This is a genomic window from Streptomyces fractus, assembly GCF_049844455.1.
Classification (GTDB): Bacteria; Actinomycetota; Actinomycetes; order Streptomycetales; family Streptomycetaceae; genus Streptomyces; species Streptomyces fractus.
On record NZ_JBMYHI010000002.1, the window covers coordinates 8,257,558 to 8,273,538 of the forward strand.

Annotated in this window: 16 protein-coding genes; 9 read left to right on the top strand and 7 right to left on the bottom strand. The window is 71.8% G+C overall.

Features of this window, described 5'->3' with window-relative positions; genetic code table 11:
• Positions 1 to 10 precede the first annotated feature (10 nt).
• The 6 genes from ACP4E5_RS39560 to ACP4E5_RS39585 are packed head-to-tail and all read left to right on the top strand — an operon-like array spanning position 11 to position 6,022.
• Positions 11 to 958 carry an ABC transporter permease gene (locus tag ACP4E5_RS39560; protein ID WP_425837943.1) on the top strand — a complete coding sequence of 316 codons (948 nt, stop codon included), beginning with the start codon at positions 11 to 13 and terminating at the stop codon, positions 956 to 958.
• Positions 958 to 1,833 (top strand): ABC transporter permease, encoded by an 876-nt coding sequence (locus ACP4E5_RS39565; RefSeq protein ID WP_425837945.1) that lies wholly within the window; start codon positions 958 to 960, stop codon positions 1,831 to 1,833. Before ACP4E5_RS39560 ends, ACP4E5_RS39565 begins: the two co-directional genes overlap by 1 nt.
• Positions 1,830 to 2,876, top strand: coding sequence for an ABC transporter ATP-binding protein (locus ACP4E5_RS39570; protein WP_425837948.1), 1,047 nt, complete (start codon positions 1,830 to 1,832; stop codon positions 2,874 to 2,876). The genes ACP4E5_RS39565 and ACP4E5_RS39570 overlap by 4 nt, the downstream gene beginning before the upstream one ends.
• Complete coding sequence (locus ACP4E5_RS39575; protein ID WP_425837951.1) at positions 2,869 to 3,717, top strand: ATP-binding cassette domain-containing protein; 849 nt, start codon at positions 2,869 to 2,871, stop codon at positions 3,715 to 3,717. The genes ACP4E5_RS39570 and ACP4E5_RS39575 overlap by 8 nt, the downstream gene beginning before the upstream one ends.
• Positions 3,714 to 5,231, top strand: coding sequence for an aldehyde dehydrogenase family protein (locus ACP4E5_RS39580; protein ID WP_425837954.1), 1,518 nt, complete (start codon positions 3,714 to 3,716; stop codon positions 5,229 to 5,231). Before ACP4E5_RS39575 ends, ACP4E5_RS39580 begins: the two co-directional genes overlap by 4 nt.
• Complete coding sequence (locus tag ACP4E5_RS39585) at positions 5,228 to 6,022, top strand: SDR family NAD(P)-dependent oxidoreductase (protein ID WP_425837957.1); 795 nt, start codon at positions 5,228 to 5,230, stop codon at positions 6,020 to 6,022. The genes ACP4E5_RS39580 and ACP4E5_RS39585 overlap by 4 nt, the downstream gene beginning before the upstream one ends.
• A gap of 5 nt (positions 6,023 to 6,027) precedes the next feature.
• Here the strand turns inward: ACP4E5_RS39585 and ACP4E5_RS39590 are convergent, their stop codons facing one another.
• The 3 genes from ACP4E5_RS39590 to ACP4E5_RS39600 all read right to left on the bottom strand — a co-directional run bounded on the left by ACP4E5_RS39590 (position 6,028) and on the right by ACP4E5_RS39600 (position 8,765).
• Positions 6,028 to 6,759 (bottom strand): class I SAM-dependent methyltransferase, encoded by a 732-nt coding sequence (locus ACP4E5_RS39590; protein WP_425837960.1) that lies wholly within the window; start codon positions 6,757 to 6,759, stop codon positions 6,028 to 6,030.
• Positions 6,760 to 6,968: 209 nt separating this feature from the next.
• The gene (locus ACP4E5_RS39595) at positions 6,969 to 7,910 is read right to left on the bottom strand and encodes a threonine/serine dehydratase (RefSeq protein WP_425837963.1); all 942 of its coding nucleotides are present in this window, start codon (positions 7,908 to 7,910) and stop codon (positions 6,969 to 6,971) included.
• Positions 7,911 to 7,928: 18 nt separating this feature from the next.
• Positions 7,929 to 8,765, bottom strand: coding sequence for a helix-turn-helix transcriptional regulator (locus ACP4E5_RS39600; RefSeq protein WP_425837966.1), 837 nt, complete (start codon positions 8,763 to 8,765; stop codon positions 7,929 to 7,931).
• A gap of 174 nt (positions 8,766 to 8,939) precedes the next feature.
• Here ACP4E5_RS39600 and ACP4E5_RS39605 point away from each other — a divergent pair, with 174 nt between their 5' ends.
• Positions 8,940 to 9,995, top strand: a complete 1,056-nt coding sequence (locus ACP4E5_RS39605; protein ID WP_425837969.1) for an aldo/keto reductase — start codon at positions 8,940 to 8,942, stop codon at positions 9,993 to 9,995.
• On the opposite strand, the gene ACP4E5_RS39610 is transcribed toward ACP4E5_RS39605, so the two are convergent.
• On the bottom strand, positions 9,973 to 10,950 hold the full coding sequence (locus ACP4E5_RS39610; protein WP_425837971.1) for an ornithine cyclodeaminase family protein: 978 nt from the start codon (positions 10,948 to 10,950) through the stop codon (positions 9,973 to 9,975). The genes ACP4E5_RS39605 and ACP4E5_RS39610 overlap by 23 nt on opposite strands.
• 52 nt (positions 10,951 to 11,002) lie before the next feature.
• A complete protein-coding gene (locus ACP4E5_RS39615; protein WP_425837974.1) occupies positions 11,003 to 11,737 on the bottom strand; it encodes a GbsR/MarR family transcriptional regulator in 735 nt (244 codons plus the stop codon).
• Positions 11,738 to 12,010: 273 nt separating this feature from the next.
• Between ACP4E5_RS39615 and ACP4E5_RS39620 the strand changes: the two genes are divergently transcribed.
• Together ACP4E5_RS39620 and ACP4E5_RS39625 are read left to right on the top strand one after the other, a co-directional pair.
• The gene (locus ACP4E5_RS39620) at positions 12,011 to 12,682 is read left to right on the top strand and encodes a DUF4097 family beta strand repeat-containing protein (RefSeq protein ID WP_425837976.1); all 672 of its coding nucleotides are present in this window, start codon (positions 12,011 to 12,013) and stop codon (positions 12,680 to 12,682) included.
• Positions 12,683 to 12,798: 116 nt separating this feature from the next.
• Positions 12,799 to 13,620, top strand: a complete 822-nt coding sequence (locus tag ACP4E5_RS39625) for an alpha/beta fold hydrolase (protein ID WP_425837979.1) — start codon at positions 12,799 to 12,801, stop codon at positions 13,618 to 13,620.
• On the opposite strand, the gene ACP4E5_RS39630 is transcribed toward ACP4E5_RS39625, so the two are convergent.
• Positions 13,621 to 14,460, bottom strand: a complete 840-nt coding sequence (locus tag ACP4E5_RS39630; protein WP_425837982.1) for a hypothetical protein — start codon at positions 14,458 to 14,460, stop codon at positions 13,621 to 13,623.
• 258 nt (positions 14,461 to 14,718) lie between these two features.
• Positions 14,719 to 15,969 carry an SLC13 family permease gene (locus ACP4E5_RS39635; RefSeq protein ID WP_425837985.1) on the bottom strand — a complete coding sequence of 417 codons (1,251 nt, stop codon included), beginning with the start codon at positions 15,967 to 15,969 and terminating at the stop codon, positions 14,719 to 14,721.
• Positions 15,970 to 15,981: the final 12 nt, after the last annotated feature.

Here is a 15,981-nt window from a genome sequence, read left to right on the forward strand (position 1 = left end):
GCCTGAACCGATGATCGTCCGTCTGGCGCAGCGGATCGCGATCCTGGTGGCGAGCCTGTTCGTGAGCTCCGTCGTGGTGTTCGCGTTCATGGCGGTGCTGCCGGGAGACCCCGCGCGCGTCGCCCTCGGTACCGGCGCGTCCGACTCCGCGGTCTCCCAACTGCGCGAGCAGTTCGGCCTCGACCGCCCCCTCGTCGACCAGTACGCGAGCTGGCTGCACGACCTGGTCACCTTCCACCTCGGCGACTCGTACATCTCCCACACGCCCATCGGACCGCAGCTCGCCGACCGGCTCCTCGTCACCCTGTGGCTCGTCGGCACCGGCATGGTGATCGCCTGCATCGTGGCGGTACCGCTGGGCACGCTGATGGCGGTGCGGCACCGCAAGCCGTCCGGGCTCGTGCTCTCCGCGCTGTCCCAAGTCGGCGTCGCCGTACCGGCGTTCCTCGCGGGCATCCTCATGATCACCGTGTTCGCGGTGGGCCTCGGCTGGCTCCCGGCGAACGGCTGGACACCACCCGACGACGACCCCGTGCTCTTCCTCAAACAACTCCTCATGCCCGCGCTCTCCCTCGGCCTCGTACAGGCCGCCGTCCTCACCCGCTACGTCCGCAGCTCCGTGCTCGACGTGCTGCGCGAGGACTACCTGCGCACCGCCCGCGCCAAGGGACTGCGCCCGATGAAGGCACTGGTGCGACACGGACTGCGCAACGCGTCGGTGCCCGTCGTCACCGTCCTGGCGCTGCAACTGGCGACGCTCCTCGTGGGCGCCGTCGTCATCGAGCGGGTCTTCGTGATCCCCGGCCTCGGCAGCATGCTGCTCGACGGCGTCGCCGGCCGGGACCTCATCGTGGTGCAGGACGTCGTCATGATCATCGCGGCGGCGGTGCTGCTCGTGAACTTCCTCGTCGACCTGGCCTATCTGCTGATCGATCCCCGACTCAGGGTGCGTGGCTGATGACTGCTCCAGATCTCGCGGGCACGGAGACGGAACGTGCGGCCGTCCGGCGCCGCCGCAGGCCGCTGCCCGGCTCCCTCCTCGTCGGCGGGACCGTCGTCGCGCTCGTGGTCGCCGTGGCACTGCTGTCCTTCATCTGGACACCCCACGACCCGACGCTCGTGGACCCCGCCGTGCGGATGCAGCGGCCGTCCGCCGAGTACTGGTTCGGCACCGACAAGTTCGGGCGCGACGTCTTCAGCCAGATCATGATCGGCTCGCGGACGACGCTCTACGTCGGCCTGGTCGCGGTCGGCGTCGCCGCGGTCATCGGGGTCCCGCTCGGCATCCTCGCCGGGATGGGCTCGCGCTGGACCGGCGAACTCCTCATGCGCGGCAATGACCTGATCCTCGCGTTCCCCGCCCTCCTCCTCGCCATCATGTTCGCCGCCGTCTACGGCGCGGGGACGGGCGTCGCGATGGTCGCCATCGGCATCGCCTCCATCCCCGGCTTCGCCCGCCTGATCCGCGGCGGCACCCTCCAGGTGATGGGCACGGAGTACGTGATGGCGGCGCGCGCCGCCGGGCGCAGGCCGCTCGCCATCGCGCTGCGGCACGTACTGCCCAACGTCAGCAGCCTCGTCATCGTGCAGGCCTCGGTCGGCTTCGCCATCGCCGTGCTCGCCGAGGCCGCGCTGTCCTTCCTCGGCTTCGGCACCCCGCCGCCCACCCCGTCCTGGGGCCGGATGCTCCAGGAGAGCCAGGAACTGCTCGGCACGGCGCCCCGGCTCGCCGTCTTCCCCGGCCTCGCGATCGCGGTGGCCGTCCTCGGATTCAACCTGCTCGGCGACGGGCTGCGCGACCGCTTCGACCCCAAGATGGAGAGCCGCCGATGACCGCCGCAGCGAAGACGCCGCCGGACGACGTGCTGACAGTCCGCGGCCTCGACGTGACCACCGGCGACGGCGGGCCGCTCGTCCAGGACGTCGGCTTCACCATCCGCTCCGGTGAACGCGTCGGCCTCATCGGCGAATCCGGCTCCGGCAAGTCGCTCACCTCGCTGAGCCTCATGGGGCTGCTCCCCGAAGGGCTGCGCGCCACGGGCTCCGTGCGGCTCGCCGGGGTCGACCACGACCTGCTCGGAGCGGACGAGGCACGGATGTCCCGCGTACGGGGCAAGGACATGGCGATGGTGTTCCAGGAGCCCATGACCGCCCTGAACCCCACGATGCGGATCGGCCGGCAGATCGCCGAGGTCCTCCTCGTCCACCGCACCCGGCCCGACCGCGCCTCCGCGCGGGCCGCCGCCGTCGAACTCCTCGACCAGGTGGGCCTTCCCGACCCGGCGGCCGCCGCGCGCGCCTACCCGCACCAGTTCTCCGGCGGCCAGCGCCAGCGCGTCGTCCTGGCCATCGCCCTCGCCAACGACCCCGCCCTGCTGGTCTGCGACGAACCCACCACCGCGCTCGACGTCACCGTGCAGGCCCGCGTCCTCGACCTCATCGTGCGCGGTGTCAAGGACCGTGGATCGGCGCTCCTGTTCATCACGCACGACCTCGCCGTGGTCGCCACCGCCTGCGAACGCGTCATGGTGATGTACGGCGGCCGGATCGTCGAATCCGGCCCCGTCCGCGAGGTGTTCACACGCCCGAGGCACCGCTACACGCAGGGCCTCATTGCCGCGTCCGACCTGACGGCCGTCGACGAACGCGGCCGCCTCGCCACCATCGGCGGTTCGGTGCCGCCCGCCGGCGCCTTCCCCGCCGGATGCGTCTTCCGCAACCGGTGCGCCAAGGCCACAGACCTGTGCGCGACCCTCCCCACGTGGACGCCGACGGGCCCCGACGCCGGGTACGCGTGCTTCCACCCGGTGCCGAGGGGCCACGGCGGCGTACGCGACACCGACACCCCCGACCACCAGGAGGCCGGCCGTGGCTGAACGGCAGACGGGCCCGGACGCCCTCCGCGTCACCGACGTCACCCGCGACTACCACCGGCCGCGCGCCTCACTGCGTACGCCCGTCGAGCCCGTGCACGCGCTGCGCGGCGTCAGCTTCTCCGTCCCGCCTGGCCAACGCTTCGGCATCGTGGGGGAGTCGGGCTGCGGAAAGTCGACGCTGCTGCGCATCCTGGCGGGGCTCGACAAGCCGACGAGCGGCACCGTCGAGGTCGAGGGCCGCGACATCACCCGGCTGCGGGAACGGAAGCTCCGCTTCGTCCGCGAGCGCCTCCAACTCGTCTTCCAGGACCCGATGAGCTCGCTCGACCCGCGGATGAAGGTCGGCGACATCGTCGCGGAACCGCTCGTCGCGCAGGGCATCGGCAACCGCAAGGAGCGGGTGGCCGAACTCCTCGAATCCGTGGGCCTGGGCGCCGACGCCGCCCGGCGCTACCCGCACCAGTTCTCCGGCGGCCAGCGCCAGCGCGTCTCCATCGCCCGCGCCCTCGCCCCGCGCCCGAACATCATCGTCGCGGACGAGCCGGTCAGCGCCCTCGACGTGTCGGTGCGCGCCCAGGTCCTCAACCTCATCGCCGACCTCGTCGACGAGCTGAACCTCACCCTCGTCTTCGTCTCCCACGACCTGTCCGTCGTGCGGCATGTGTGCGACCGCGTCGCCGTCATGCAGGCGGGCGAGATCGTCGAGAGCGGACCCACCGAGGAGCTCTACGAGAACCCCCAGCACCCGTACACCCGCAGGCTGATCGCCGCCGTGCCCACGCTGGAGAAGGCACTGGCAGGGTTGACGGCGGCCGACCTCAACCAGGAGCAGCGCGCGTGAACGCACACCCCGAACAGGCGGCGACCACAAGCCCGTTGACGACGGAGATCCCCGAGGGCCTGCCCGTCGGCGACACCTGGCTCGCGGCGCCCGCGAGCGACGACGTGCGCTTCCCGTACGACGGGTCGGTCATCGGCCGCGCGCCCGTCGGCGACACGACCCTGGCCCGCCGCGCGCTGGACGAGGCGGTCGCGGTCCGCGCACAGGTCGGCCGACTCCCCTCGCACACTCGCGGTTCGGCCCTCCTCGCGACACACGACGCGCTCGCCGCCCGCCGCGCCGACCTCGAACACCTCCTCGTCCTGGAGACGGGAAAGCCCCTCGTCGACTGCCGGGTCGAAGTGGACCGCACGCTCCTGACCCTGCGCACGTCCGCCGAGGAAGTGGCCCGGCTGCACGGCGAGACCGTGCCGCTCGACCTGCTGCCCTCGGGCGAGGGACTGCTCGGCTTCTGGACGCGCAAGCCGATCGGCGTCGTCGTCGGCATCGCCGGGTTCAACTACCCGCTGCTGCTCGCCGCGCACAAGCTCGCCCCGTCGATCGCGGCCGGCTGCCCCGTCATCGCCAAGCCGGCCCCGCAGACACCGCTGGCCACGCTGTGGCTGGTCCACCTGCTGCGCGAGGCGCTGTACGAGGCCGGGGCGCCGCGGGCGGCGGTGCAACTGGTCACCGGTGGCCCCGAGGTGGGGGAGGCGCTCACCACGGACCGCCGGATCGGCGCGGTCTCCTTCACCGGCTCCGCGGCCGTCGGCCACCGCATCGCGCGCGACGCCGCCCCCACCAAGGTGCTCCTCGAACTCGGCTCCAACGCCGCCCTGTTGGTGGCCGCCGACGCCGACCTCGACGCCGCGGCGGACGCCGTCGTACGCGGCGGCTACTACGCGTCCGGGCAGGCCTGCATCAGCGTGCAGCGCGTCATCGTGGAGGAGGCGGTGCGCGAGGAGTTCGTGGCCCGCCTGGCAGAACGCGTCCCGGAGATCGTGACGGGTGACCCGAGGGACCCGGCGACACGTGTCTCGGCCCTCATCGACGAGGGCTCGACACACCGCGTCCACACGTGGGTCGAGGAAGCGGTGAAGTCGGGCGCGGTGGCGGCCGCGGGCGGTGACATCGAGAACGGCGTCATCCGGCCGGTGCTCCTCCTCGACCCGGACCCCGCGCTGCCCGTCTGGAGCGAGGAGGTCTTCGGCCCGGTGGTGTGCCTGCGCTCGGTCCCGGACATGGACGCGGCCTTCGCCCTGGCCAACGACTCGCGCTACGGGCTCCACGCGAGCGTCTACACCACGTCCCTCGACACGGGGTTCGCTGCGGTGGAACGACTGGAGGTGGGCGGCGTGGTCGTCAACGACGTCCCCGGCTTCCGCTCCGACACCATGCCGTACGGCGGCGTGAAGGACTCGGGGGCGGGCCGCGAGGGGCCGAGGTTCGCGATCGACGAACTGACGGTGACCCGTATGGCAGTGATCCGCCCGACGACGAAGCCCGACGACGACGAAGGACCGGTGACACCGTGACGACGCAGGAACCGACCCAACCCACGGACTACGCGGGCCTGTTCCGCCTCGACGGTCGCAAGGCGGTCGTGGTGGGCGGAGGCGGCGGCATCGGCCGGGAGAGCGCCCTGGCGCTGGCCGCGCACGGCGCGGACGTGGTGTGCGCGGACCGCGACCTGAAGGCGGCCGAGGAGTCGGCCTCCCTGGCCCCCGGCATGTCGGCGTACGCCCTGGACGTCCTGGACACCGACGCGGTGACGCGCGCGGCCGAGGCCCTCGGCCCGGTCGACGTCCTCGTCTTCACCGCCGCGACCAACGTCCGCAAGCGGCTCCTCGACTACACGTCGGCGGAGTTCGACCGGGTCGTATCGCTCAACCTGCGCGCCTCCTTCGACCTGGTGCGGGCGTTCGGCCGCGGCATGGCGGAGCGTGGCCGGGGCAGCATCATCGGCTTCAGCTCGATCCGCGCCGTGACCGTGGAGCCGGGCCAGGGCGTGTACGCGGCGACCAAGGCGGGCCTCGTCCAGCTCGCGCGCACGGCGGCGGCCGAACTGGGCCCGTCCGGCGTGCGCGTGAACACCATCGCCCCGGGCGTCGTGTCGACCCCGCTGACCGAGCAGATCCGCGCGGTACCGGAGTGGTCCGACGCGTACGCCTCCAAGAGCGCCCTGGGCCGCTGGTCCCGCCCCGACGAACTGGCGGGCGCGGTCGTCTACTTGGCCTCCGACGCCTCATCGTTCGTGACGGGCAGTCAACTGTTCGTGGACGGCGGCTGGACGGCCGTCGACGGCCGGTACACACCGCCGAGCTGATCCGGTCACGGGAGCGGGCGCCGGGCCACGAGGACGAACTCCCTTCCCGGGCGGTCGGGCGCCTCGCGGACGTCCTGCACCACGTAGCCGTGCGCGAGCAGGTCGCGCTCGACCTCCTCCCGGTCACGGAAACGCAGCGTCGAGTCCGAGGTCAGCGTGCGCCCGTCCGCGACGAACACATAGGTCTGCCGGAACGTCACCAACGGGCCGTCCACGTCGGTCAGTTGCACCCACTTCTCGACCGGTCCGACACCGGGGACGTCCGTCACCTGGTGGGTGTGGTCACGGGTCCACCGCTCCCAGGCGCGGCGGGCCGGATCGCGGGTCTCGAAGACGAGGTGCCCGCCGGGGCGCAGCGCGTCGTAGGCGCCCCGCAGGGTGCCCTCCCACGCCTGCGGGTCGGCGATGGCCTGGGCGACGTTCGCCGTCATGGTCGCGAGGTCGACCCGGAGCGGCGGGAGGGTCGTGGCGTCACCGTCGATCCACCGCACCCGCTCGCCGCCCGGCTTGCCGCGGGCGACGTCGAGGGACGCGGGGGCGGGGTCGATCCCGACGACCTCGCACCCCAGGTCCGCCAGGAGGAGCGCGAAGACCCCTGTGCCGCACCCGATGTCGAGCACGCGGCGCGCCCCGAACTCCTTCGCGATCCCGAGATAGGCGTCGAGATCGCCGCGGTCGGGGTCGAGGGGATCGTAGATCGCGGCGAGCCGGGGGTGCGCGAAGCATGCGTCAGCCATGGGGTCGACGGTAGGCGCGGGCGGCCCCGGTGTCTCCTCGATTAACCGGTGCCTCCTGGTGTCTTCTGGTGTCTTCTCGATTCACCGGCGCCTCTTCGATCACCTGGTGTCTCGACCAACCGGGGCGCCTCTTCGGTCACCCGGTGTCTCGACCTCGACCAACCGGTGCCTCCTCGATCACTCGGTGTCTGGATCACCCGGCGTCTCGATCAAAGGTCCGAGGGGTCGGTGTTCGCCCCGCACAGAAGCACGGCGACCCGCTCGCCCGGCGCGGGCCGGTAGACGCCCGAGAGCAGGGCCGCCGCGGCGGCGGCCGTCCCGTGCTCGACGACCACCCGGTACTGCTCCCAGACCGCGCGGCGCGCCCGCACGATGGCGTCGTCGGTCACGAGGACCGACTCGACCCCGGCGCTGCGGGCGGCCTCGAAGGCGATGTCGCCGACCCGGCTCGCGCCGAGCGAATCCGCGGCGACGCCCGAGACGGGCACGGTCACCGGGCCGTCCGAGGCGAGCGCCGCGTGCAGCGTCGGCGCGTTCTCCGGCTCGACGGCGACGACCTTCGCCCGGCCCGCGAGGGCGGTCGCCACCCCGGCCATGAGCCCGCCGCCGCCGACGGCGACCAGCACGGTGTCCAGCTCGCCCGCGGTCTGCTCCCAAAGTTCGAGGCCGATCGTGCCCTGCCCCGCGCACACCGCGGCCTGGTCGTAGGCGTGACAGAACAGGGCGCCGGAATCGGCGGCCCGCTTGGTCGCCGCCTCATAGGCGTCGTTGTACTTCACGCCCACCTGCACGACGTCGGCCCCGAGCTCGCGCAGCCTCGCCACCTTCACGGCGGGCGCCGTCTCGGGCACGAACACCTGGGCGCGGGCGCCCAGTTCGGCGGCGGCGTACGCGAAGGCGAGCCCCGCGTTGCCACCGGAAGCGGCGACCACCCCGGCGCCGGTCAGCCGGCCCCGGTCCGCCGCCGTGATCAGGTGGTTGAAGGCACCGCGGGCCTTGAACGAGCCGGTGTGCTGCAACAGTTCGAGCTTGAGCCAGGCCCGCCCGGCCGCAGGCGCGAGTTCCTGCGGAGCCACCTCCACGAGCGGGGTGCGCCGCACGCGCCCGCCGATGCGCAGGGCCGCCGACTCGACGTCTTCCAGAGTGATCAAAACGTGCCTTCCTACGAACTACGAATTGCCGCGCAACCGGTCCAGTGCCGTCCGGCTGTCCTCGTCAGCCGGACGGAAGATCAGCAAGCGCTGGTCAGGGTCCTGCACGGGCATGAGCACCTCGTACTGCACGGTGATCACGCCCACGTCAGGATGCCGTATCGCCTTGCGCCCGCGACCACTCACCTGGATGTCCCGCTCGGCCCACAGGCGCGCGAACGTCTCGTCCCCGGCGAGGAACTCGGCGATGAGGTCGCTCAGGGCCCGGTCCTCGGGGTGCGCGGCCCACGCGGAACGCAGGTGCGCGACCCCTTCCCGCAGGACCCGGTCCCGGTCGACGTAGAACTCGCGGATCCGCGGATGCATCAGGCACAGCCACATCGCGTTGCGGCGAGCAGGCGGCAGGGTGTCGAAGTCCAGGAGCACGTCCGCCATTTCGCGGTTCCAGGCCAGGATGTCGTACCGGTGGTTCAGGAGCATCGCCGGCAGCGGCGACAGGTCACTCACGAGGCGGGCCAGGGAAGGCGCCGCGGTGGCGGACGGCTCGGCGGCGCCGCGCGGGCGCTGCTGGGCCAGGTCGAAGAGGTAGGCGCGCTCGACGGGGGCCAGACGCAGCGCGCGGGCGAGCGCCTCCACGACGTCCGCGGAGGGCCGAAGCCCGCGGGCCTGTTCGAGGCGCACCACGTAGTCGACGCTGAGCCCGGCCAGCTCGGCGACCTCTTCGCGGCGCAGCCCCGGCGTCCGGCGGGTCTGCCGCCGGGGCGGCAGGCCAAGCGCGAGCGGGTCCAGCCGCTCGCGCCGGGTGCGCAGGAAGGCGGCCAGCTCCTGCGCGGTGTCCACGGTGTGCGTCGTCATGGTTGCTGCAACAACGAGGGTGGGACCGGCGTTCCCAGGATCGGCCTTCCCTTATGCGCGACGGGCGCCGGGCGGAACCTGGCTCGTGTCAGCAGAACACGAACACACACGGACACACCCGAATACCCCCGTGTACCCCCGCACACACACGAGTACAGGAGAACCACACACACCATGACTCTCACCCTCGACACCTACCGGCTGCTCGGCCGCTCCGGGCTGCGCGTCTCCCCGCTGGCGCTCGGCACCGCGACCTTCGGCACCGAATGGGGCTGGGGCGCCGAGCGGGACGAGGCGCGCAAGCTGTTCGACCTGTACGTCGAGCGCGGCGGGAACTTCGTCGACACCGCCGACACGTACACCGACGGCAGCTCCGAGCGCCTGCTGGGCGCCTTCGCCCGCGACCGGCGCGACAGCCTGGTGCTGGCGACGAAGTACACGACGCTGCGCAGGCCCGGCGACCCGAACTCGGGCGGCAGCCACCGCAAGAACCTGTTCGCCTCGGTGGAGGAGAGCCTGCGCCGCCTCGACACGGACCGCATCGACGTGCTCTACCTCCACGTATGGGACGCCACGACACCCGTCGAGGAGACGCTGCGCGCACTGGACGATCTCGTCCGACAGGGCAAGATCCTTTACGTGGCCATCTGCAGCACCCCTGCCTGGCAGGTGGCGCGCATGCAGACCATGGCCGATCTGCGGGGATGGTCGCCGCTGGTCGCGCTCCAGATCGAGTACAACCTGATCGAGCGCGGCGGCGAGCGCGACCTGATCCCCATGGCACGCGAACTGGGCCTCGGCGTGATCCCCTACTCGCCCCTCGGCGGCGGGGTCCTCACCGGCAAGTACGGCCGCGCCGACCTCCGCCCGGCGCGGGCCGACGGCACCCGCAGGAGCTTCAACCTCGCGCTCGGCACGCTCACCGAACGCAATCTCGCCATCGCCGACGCGGTGCGGGAGGTGGCGGGCGACCTGGGCCGCACACCCGCCCAGATCGCCCTCGCCTGGACACTGCGGAACCCCGCGGTGACGGCACCGATCATCGGCGCCCGCACCCCCGATCAACTGGAGGACAACCTCGGCGCCCTGGACGTCGACCTCACCGCCGCCCACCTCGCCCGCCTCGACGACACGAGCGCCATCGCGCTCGGCTATCCGCACGACATGCTCGCCAGTGACCACATCCGTACGGTGACGAGAGGAGACCTCAAGTTCGACGGGCGGGGCTGACGCCGTCGGCCGAGGCACGCACCGCCGCGTCCGCGACGACCGCGTCCTGCCATGCCATGCCCGAGCCCTTGAACAACACCGGTCGATCCGCGGCGAGTTCGCGCGTGCCGCGCACGACATCCGCCATGGGGATCAGCCGCGCGGCCGGCAACACGCCCTCCGCCACAGGGATCACGATGTCGCCGCACTCCCGCAACGCCGTGTCCGGGTCCTCCACGATGACCTGGGCGCGGGACACCAGCGCCGAGTCGACCTCGCGGGAGTCGGGGTCGTGCGAACCGACGGCCAACACGACGGCGGTGTCGGGGAGTTGGGCCGAGTCGAAGAGGGGAGTGGTGGCGGGCGTGGCGCACACCACGAGGTCGGCGCGTCGCATCCAGGTCTCGGCGTCGGTCGCCGCGACCACTCGGTCGTCACCGACCAGAGCGGGGTCCACCCGTGAAGGGTCCCGTACGACGTAGGTGACGTCGGTCAGTTCGGCACCGACATCGCGCAACGTCCGTACGTGGCCTGCACCTTGAGGTCCCGCTCCGAACACCACGACCCGCCACCGCCGCCCCGGCCGGGTCAGCAGCGGCAGCACCGCGGCGACCGACACCGCGGGCGTGCGCAGCGTGGTGAGCGCCGCGCCGTCGACGACCGCGGCGGGTGCGTACGACGGCGGGCGGAAGACGAGGTGGACGCCCTGGATGCGGGGCAGGCCGCGGTCGGCGTTGGCGGGGACGGCCGAGATCGCCTTCACCCCGACACCGAACTCCGACGCGGACGGCATGGCGAGCAACTGACCCTGGCCACCGGGGAGTTCGAGGATCGAGCGGGGCGGGCCCGCGGTGCCCGGGTCGAGGCCCCCGATGAGTGCTTCACGGATCGCGGCGACCGCCTCGCGGGGCGGCAGCAGCTTTGTCAGCTCGTCGGCGCCGATGTACTCGATTTTGGTGGGCTGCGTCTTCTGCACCTGTGCTCCTGTTCGCGTGGGCGAGGACGGCTGATCACGGTAACCCCGCAGGTCACCTCTCCGGCGGCGTATCGTCCTGGCCCGTCTCCGGCTTCGTGTGCAGGATCTCGCGCACCTGGTCGGCGGCGCGGAGCATGCTCTCGCTCATGAACTCGCTGAAGCGGGCGATGTTCTCGAGCCGCGCCGCGGCCGCGGAGTCACGGCCGAGGATCCCGACGCCCTGCCGTGCCACCTCGGCGACCTGCGCGGTGCCGCGGGCGCTCGCGATCGTCGACTGGTACCAGACGTCGTCGTCGACGAGATAGCGCTCGCGGCGCCCGGCGTCCCGCTCGCGCCGGATGAGCCCCTGCTCCTCGAGGAACGCCATCGACTTGGAGACGGACGCCGGGCTGACGTCCAGGCGCTGCACCAGTTCGGGCGCGGTGACGCTTCCCGCGTCGCTGGTGAACAGGCATGTCAGTACGCGCGCCGACATCTTGGGCAGGCCCTGTTGCATGAGCAGCGTCGTGAACGTCTCCTCGTACTCGCGCACCGCCTCGTCGTCCCGCCCGGAAGCGCGCGCCGGTTGTCGCGGGGTGGCCTGCTTGCGGCGGTGGGCGCGGCGTTCGGTGGCGCGGTGGGCGAGGTCGGCGCGGTAGGAGGTGGGGCCGCCGTTGCGCATCACCTCGCGGGTGATGGTCGAGGTGGGGCGCTCCAGGCGGCGGGCGATCTCGGCGTAGGCGAGCCCGTCGGCCAGCCCGAGCGAGATCTGCTGCCGTTCCTGCTGGGTGAGTCGGCCTCCCGGCATCGCGAGCACCTCTCCGTCTTCTTCATGGACCCGACCGTGCCAGCGTAGCGTTCACCGTCACCCCAATGCAACGGAACCGTGCGTTCTGTTGCGTTAGATCCATATCCGTTGCAACGAAATTGCCGCGCTGGCCTGCTGTAAAGCCTTAGTTGTGCAACAAGGGCGTTGATTGATCAAGAAACGCAACGTAGCTTTTCACTCATCGGAAACAGCGAGACACCGAAGCAACGAGACAGCGAAACAGCGAATCAACCACAGTCCAAGGAGAGCACGATGCAGAAGTTCGACACCCCCGCCGCCATCTCCGCCGTCCTGCGCCTCCCCGCCGGGCGCGTGCAGGTCATCGCCGCCGACCGCGCCGACACCACCGTCGAGGTCCGCCCCGCCGACCCGTCGAAGAAGCGCGACGTGAAGGCCGCCGAGCAGACCACCGTCGAGTTCGCCGACGGTGTCCTTCGGGTCGCCGCGCCGGCCGAGAAGAACCAGCTCCTCGGAGCGTCCGGCGTCATCGAGGTGACGGTCCAACTGCCGTCCGGATCCGGCGTCGAGACCGTGTCGGCCGCCGTCGAGTTCCGCGGCGTCGGACGGCTCGGCGAGCTCGCCTGCGAGGGCGCGCACGGCCCCGTGAAGATCGACGAGGCCGCGGGCGTGCGGCTTTCCTCCTACGCCGGTGATGTCACGGTCAGCCGGCTGACCGGCCCCGCGGAGATCAAGGTGCAGAAGGGGGACATCCGTATCGACGAGGCCACGTCGGGCGCGCTCGAACTGAACACGCAGATGGGCGATGTGACGGTCGACGCCGCCCATGGTGTCTCCGCCACCCTCGACGCGGGCACCGGTCACGGCCGGGTCCACAACTCGCTGATGAACGCCGAAGGCGCGAAGGCCCAGCTCACCATCCACGCGACGACCGGCCACGGGGACATCACCGCGCGCAGCCTGTGACCCGGCGCCACCGCGTGACCGCCCACCTCGACGCGGGGCCCGCCCACTGACCGCGGGCCCCGCGCGTACCACCCGCCCGACCCACCGGCCCGATCCGACCCGAACCAGGGGATGTCATGACGAACCGCACCGCACCCTCGGCCGCCGCCCCGTGGACCGGCATGGTCCCGGTCGACGACACCGCCCTGGCCGTCACCGACTCCGGCGGCCCCGGAACCCCGGTCGTGTACCTCAACGGCCAGTTCGCCACGCAGGGTTACTGGCGCCGTGTCCTCGCGGACCTCGGCCCGCAGTGGCGGCACATCACCTACGACGAGCGGGCCCGCGGCAGGAAGTCGGGGCGCTCGGCCGACTACTCCTTCGAGGCCGCCGTCCGCGACGTCGACGCTGTCCTCGCCGCCAGGGGCGTCGACCGGGCGCTGATCGTGGGCTGGTCCTACGGCGCGTACGTCGGCGCGCACTGGGCGAGCCGCAACCCGCGACGCACCATCGGCGCGGTCCTGGTCGACGGCGCGCAGCCCTACGACTGGCTGGACGAGGCCATGGAGGCGCGGATCCGGACGATGTTCCGGCGCGTCGCCCTGTTCGCGCCGCTGGTCCGCCCGACGGGCCTGTTGCCGCGGATGTCGGCCGCGCAGATGGCCGAGAGCAACATCGAACTGGGCCGGCTCGGCGGCAAGAGCGAACTGGGTGCCGTGCTCGACGCCATCACCGTCCCGACGCGCTACGTGCTGGCCTCGGGCTCGTCCCTCGGCAGTCGCGGCGACGAACAGGAGCGCATCCGTGCCGGTCTCGCCGAAGTGACCGCCCGCAACGCCCACATCGAGATCCACGCCAAGGTCGCCAGCAACCATGGGGCGATCCTGAAGAAGGACCACCGTGCCATCGCGGAGGCCGTCCGCGAGGTCGCGGCCCTGGGGGGTCGGGCGGCCGCCTGATCAGGGGGCGAGCCCGTTCGTCCCCCGGTAGGGAACCGGCCTCCCCGAGTGTGCGTCGAGCAGTACACGGTCGCCCAGGGGCTTGCGCAGTGGCACCTCGACCCGTTCCAGTTTTCCCTGCGCCGTGCAGACGCGGTCGCGGTCCCGGCCGGTGACGGAGGCGGTCAACACGACGCTGTCGCGGGTCTCCAGTACGTCCACGGTCGGACCGTCGTCGCAGACACCGTGCATCGCGACGACGGTCACCGAGCGCCCGTCGGCGGAAACCTTGAGCAGACGGTCGAGCGGGAAGCCTGGGAGATCGTGGGCCGGTCCGACGGGAGACCGGGGAGTCTTCGACGGGACGGCGGCGGCCCGCTTGAGCGGGGAGGCGTACCCGTCGAGCGTGAAGACCCACGCGGGAACCGATGCCGGCCCCCGACTGGTCGCCAGCCGCATCCGGCCCAACTCCACACCCGTAACGGTAAGTTGCGACTCCCCGTCGCGGTCGCCGCGCGGAACCGCCAGACCTCCGTACGCTTCCTTCGCCCCCACCAGCGGACGCGTGACGGACTCGCCCGCCGCCCAGGTCACCTCGCCGTGTTTCGGCCCGGTGCCGGGCAACGCGCCCCGCACCCTGAAGTTCCCTTCCTTGTACGCCCGTTGGTCGGCGCCGCCGTGCAGGCCGCCGCGCGGCAGCTCGACCGCCTCCCCGGTGGGGTGGTAACCCGCCCGCCACGCGGCGGCCGCCGACGAACCGTCCCAGACGCCGGCCACCTGCCGGGGCCGCTCGGGGAGCGCGGCCCTGTTCTCCCCGACCACCATCTCGCCACCGCAACCGACCGCGGTGACAAGCCCCATGACGGACAGTAAGACACCCGCCGTCAGCCTTCCGGAGTGAACTGCGCCGAGACTCATGTGACCTCCTGGACGACACCCGGGCCCCTGTCCGGCTCCTGTGCCCCTGTGACGCGGCAGCCCCGCAATGCGTTCACCGACAGAGCGGGCAATGCGGTCCGGCGCTCAACAGACGTGCGGCAGTCCCGGCGACGCCGTACCAACACCCGCCGTATCGGCCGGAACCCGTACCCGACGCAGCTCGTTCAAGCCGGCTGCGAGCTACGACCAGGGCAGCACCAGCGCGCCCCACGCGACCACGGGGCCGAGGGCCACGATGCCGCCCGTGTAGCTGATGACCTGGCGGTAGAAGCGGCGGGCGTCGACTCCGCGGGCGTTGCTCAGGACCAGGGCGCCGTTCGTGGAGAAGGGGGACACGTCCACGATCGTCGCCGAGACGGAGAGCGCGGCGATCAGGCCGGCCGCGTTGAGGTGGCTGGACAGCAGCAGGGGGACGGCGATCGGGATGATCGCGGTGATGATCGCCGTGGAGGACGCGAAGGCCGAGGTGATGGCCACGGTGAAGCAGAGCAGCAGTGCGACGAGCAGCGGAGCGCCCAGTTTCGCCGCGTGTTCGGAGATCTCCTCGATGACGCCGGCCTTCTGTAGCATGGCGATGTACGTCATCATGCCCGCGACCAGCAGCGTCGTGTGCCAGCTGATCCCGTCCACGGCCTTCTCCTGCCGCTTCATGTCCACCAGGGCGAGCAGCGCTCCCGCCGCGAGGGCGAGGAGCCCGATCTCCAGATGGAAGCCGAGCGCGCCGACGACGAGGGCGACCAGTGCCCCGAGGGTGAGCCACTGGCGCCAGTCCGGCACGCCGGAGACGGCCGGGCCCTCGTCCTCGGGTGCTTCGGCGTCCCCGGTCAGCGGGGCGGGGCGCTTGGAGAGGAGGGCGTAGGTCACCGCCGACAGCACCAGGTTGATCACGAAACTGGCCGTGAACAGGGCCACGGGCGACACGTGCAGCGCGGTCTTGTCGACGACTCCCAGGACCAGCGCCCCGGACACGGCGAGCGGCGAGAACGCCCCCGCATGTCCGCCACTGACCACCATCATGCCGACGACCAGCGGGTTCAGCCTGTAGCGGTGGGCGAAGTTCATGCCGATCGGAACGAGGAGCGCGACCGCGGCCGGGGTGAACGTGCCGAAGGCCGTCAGCAGCGCCGTGACCAGGAACAGCACCCACGGAATGAGCGCAACCTTCCCGCGCACCAGCCGCACGCCCGCGGTGACGAGCCAGTCGATGGTGCCGTTGCGGCGGGCGACGGAGAACAGGTAGGTGACCCCGACGATCGTCACGAAGAGATCCACCGGGAACCCCTCGAAGATCTGCTCCTGTGTGAGGCCGAGCGAGGCGGTTCCGACCACGAAGGTCGCGACGAAGGCGAGGATGCCCAGGTTGATCGGCAGCACGGTGCCGACCACGAACATCACCAACAGGGCGCCTATGGATATCAGTTCAGCAGACATCATTGTCCTTGT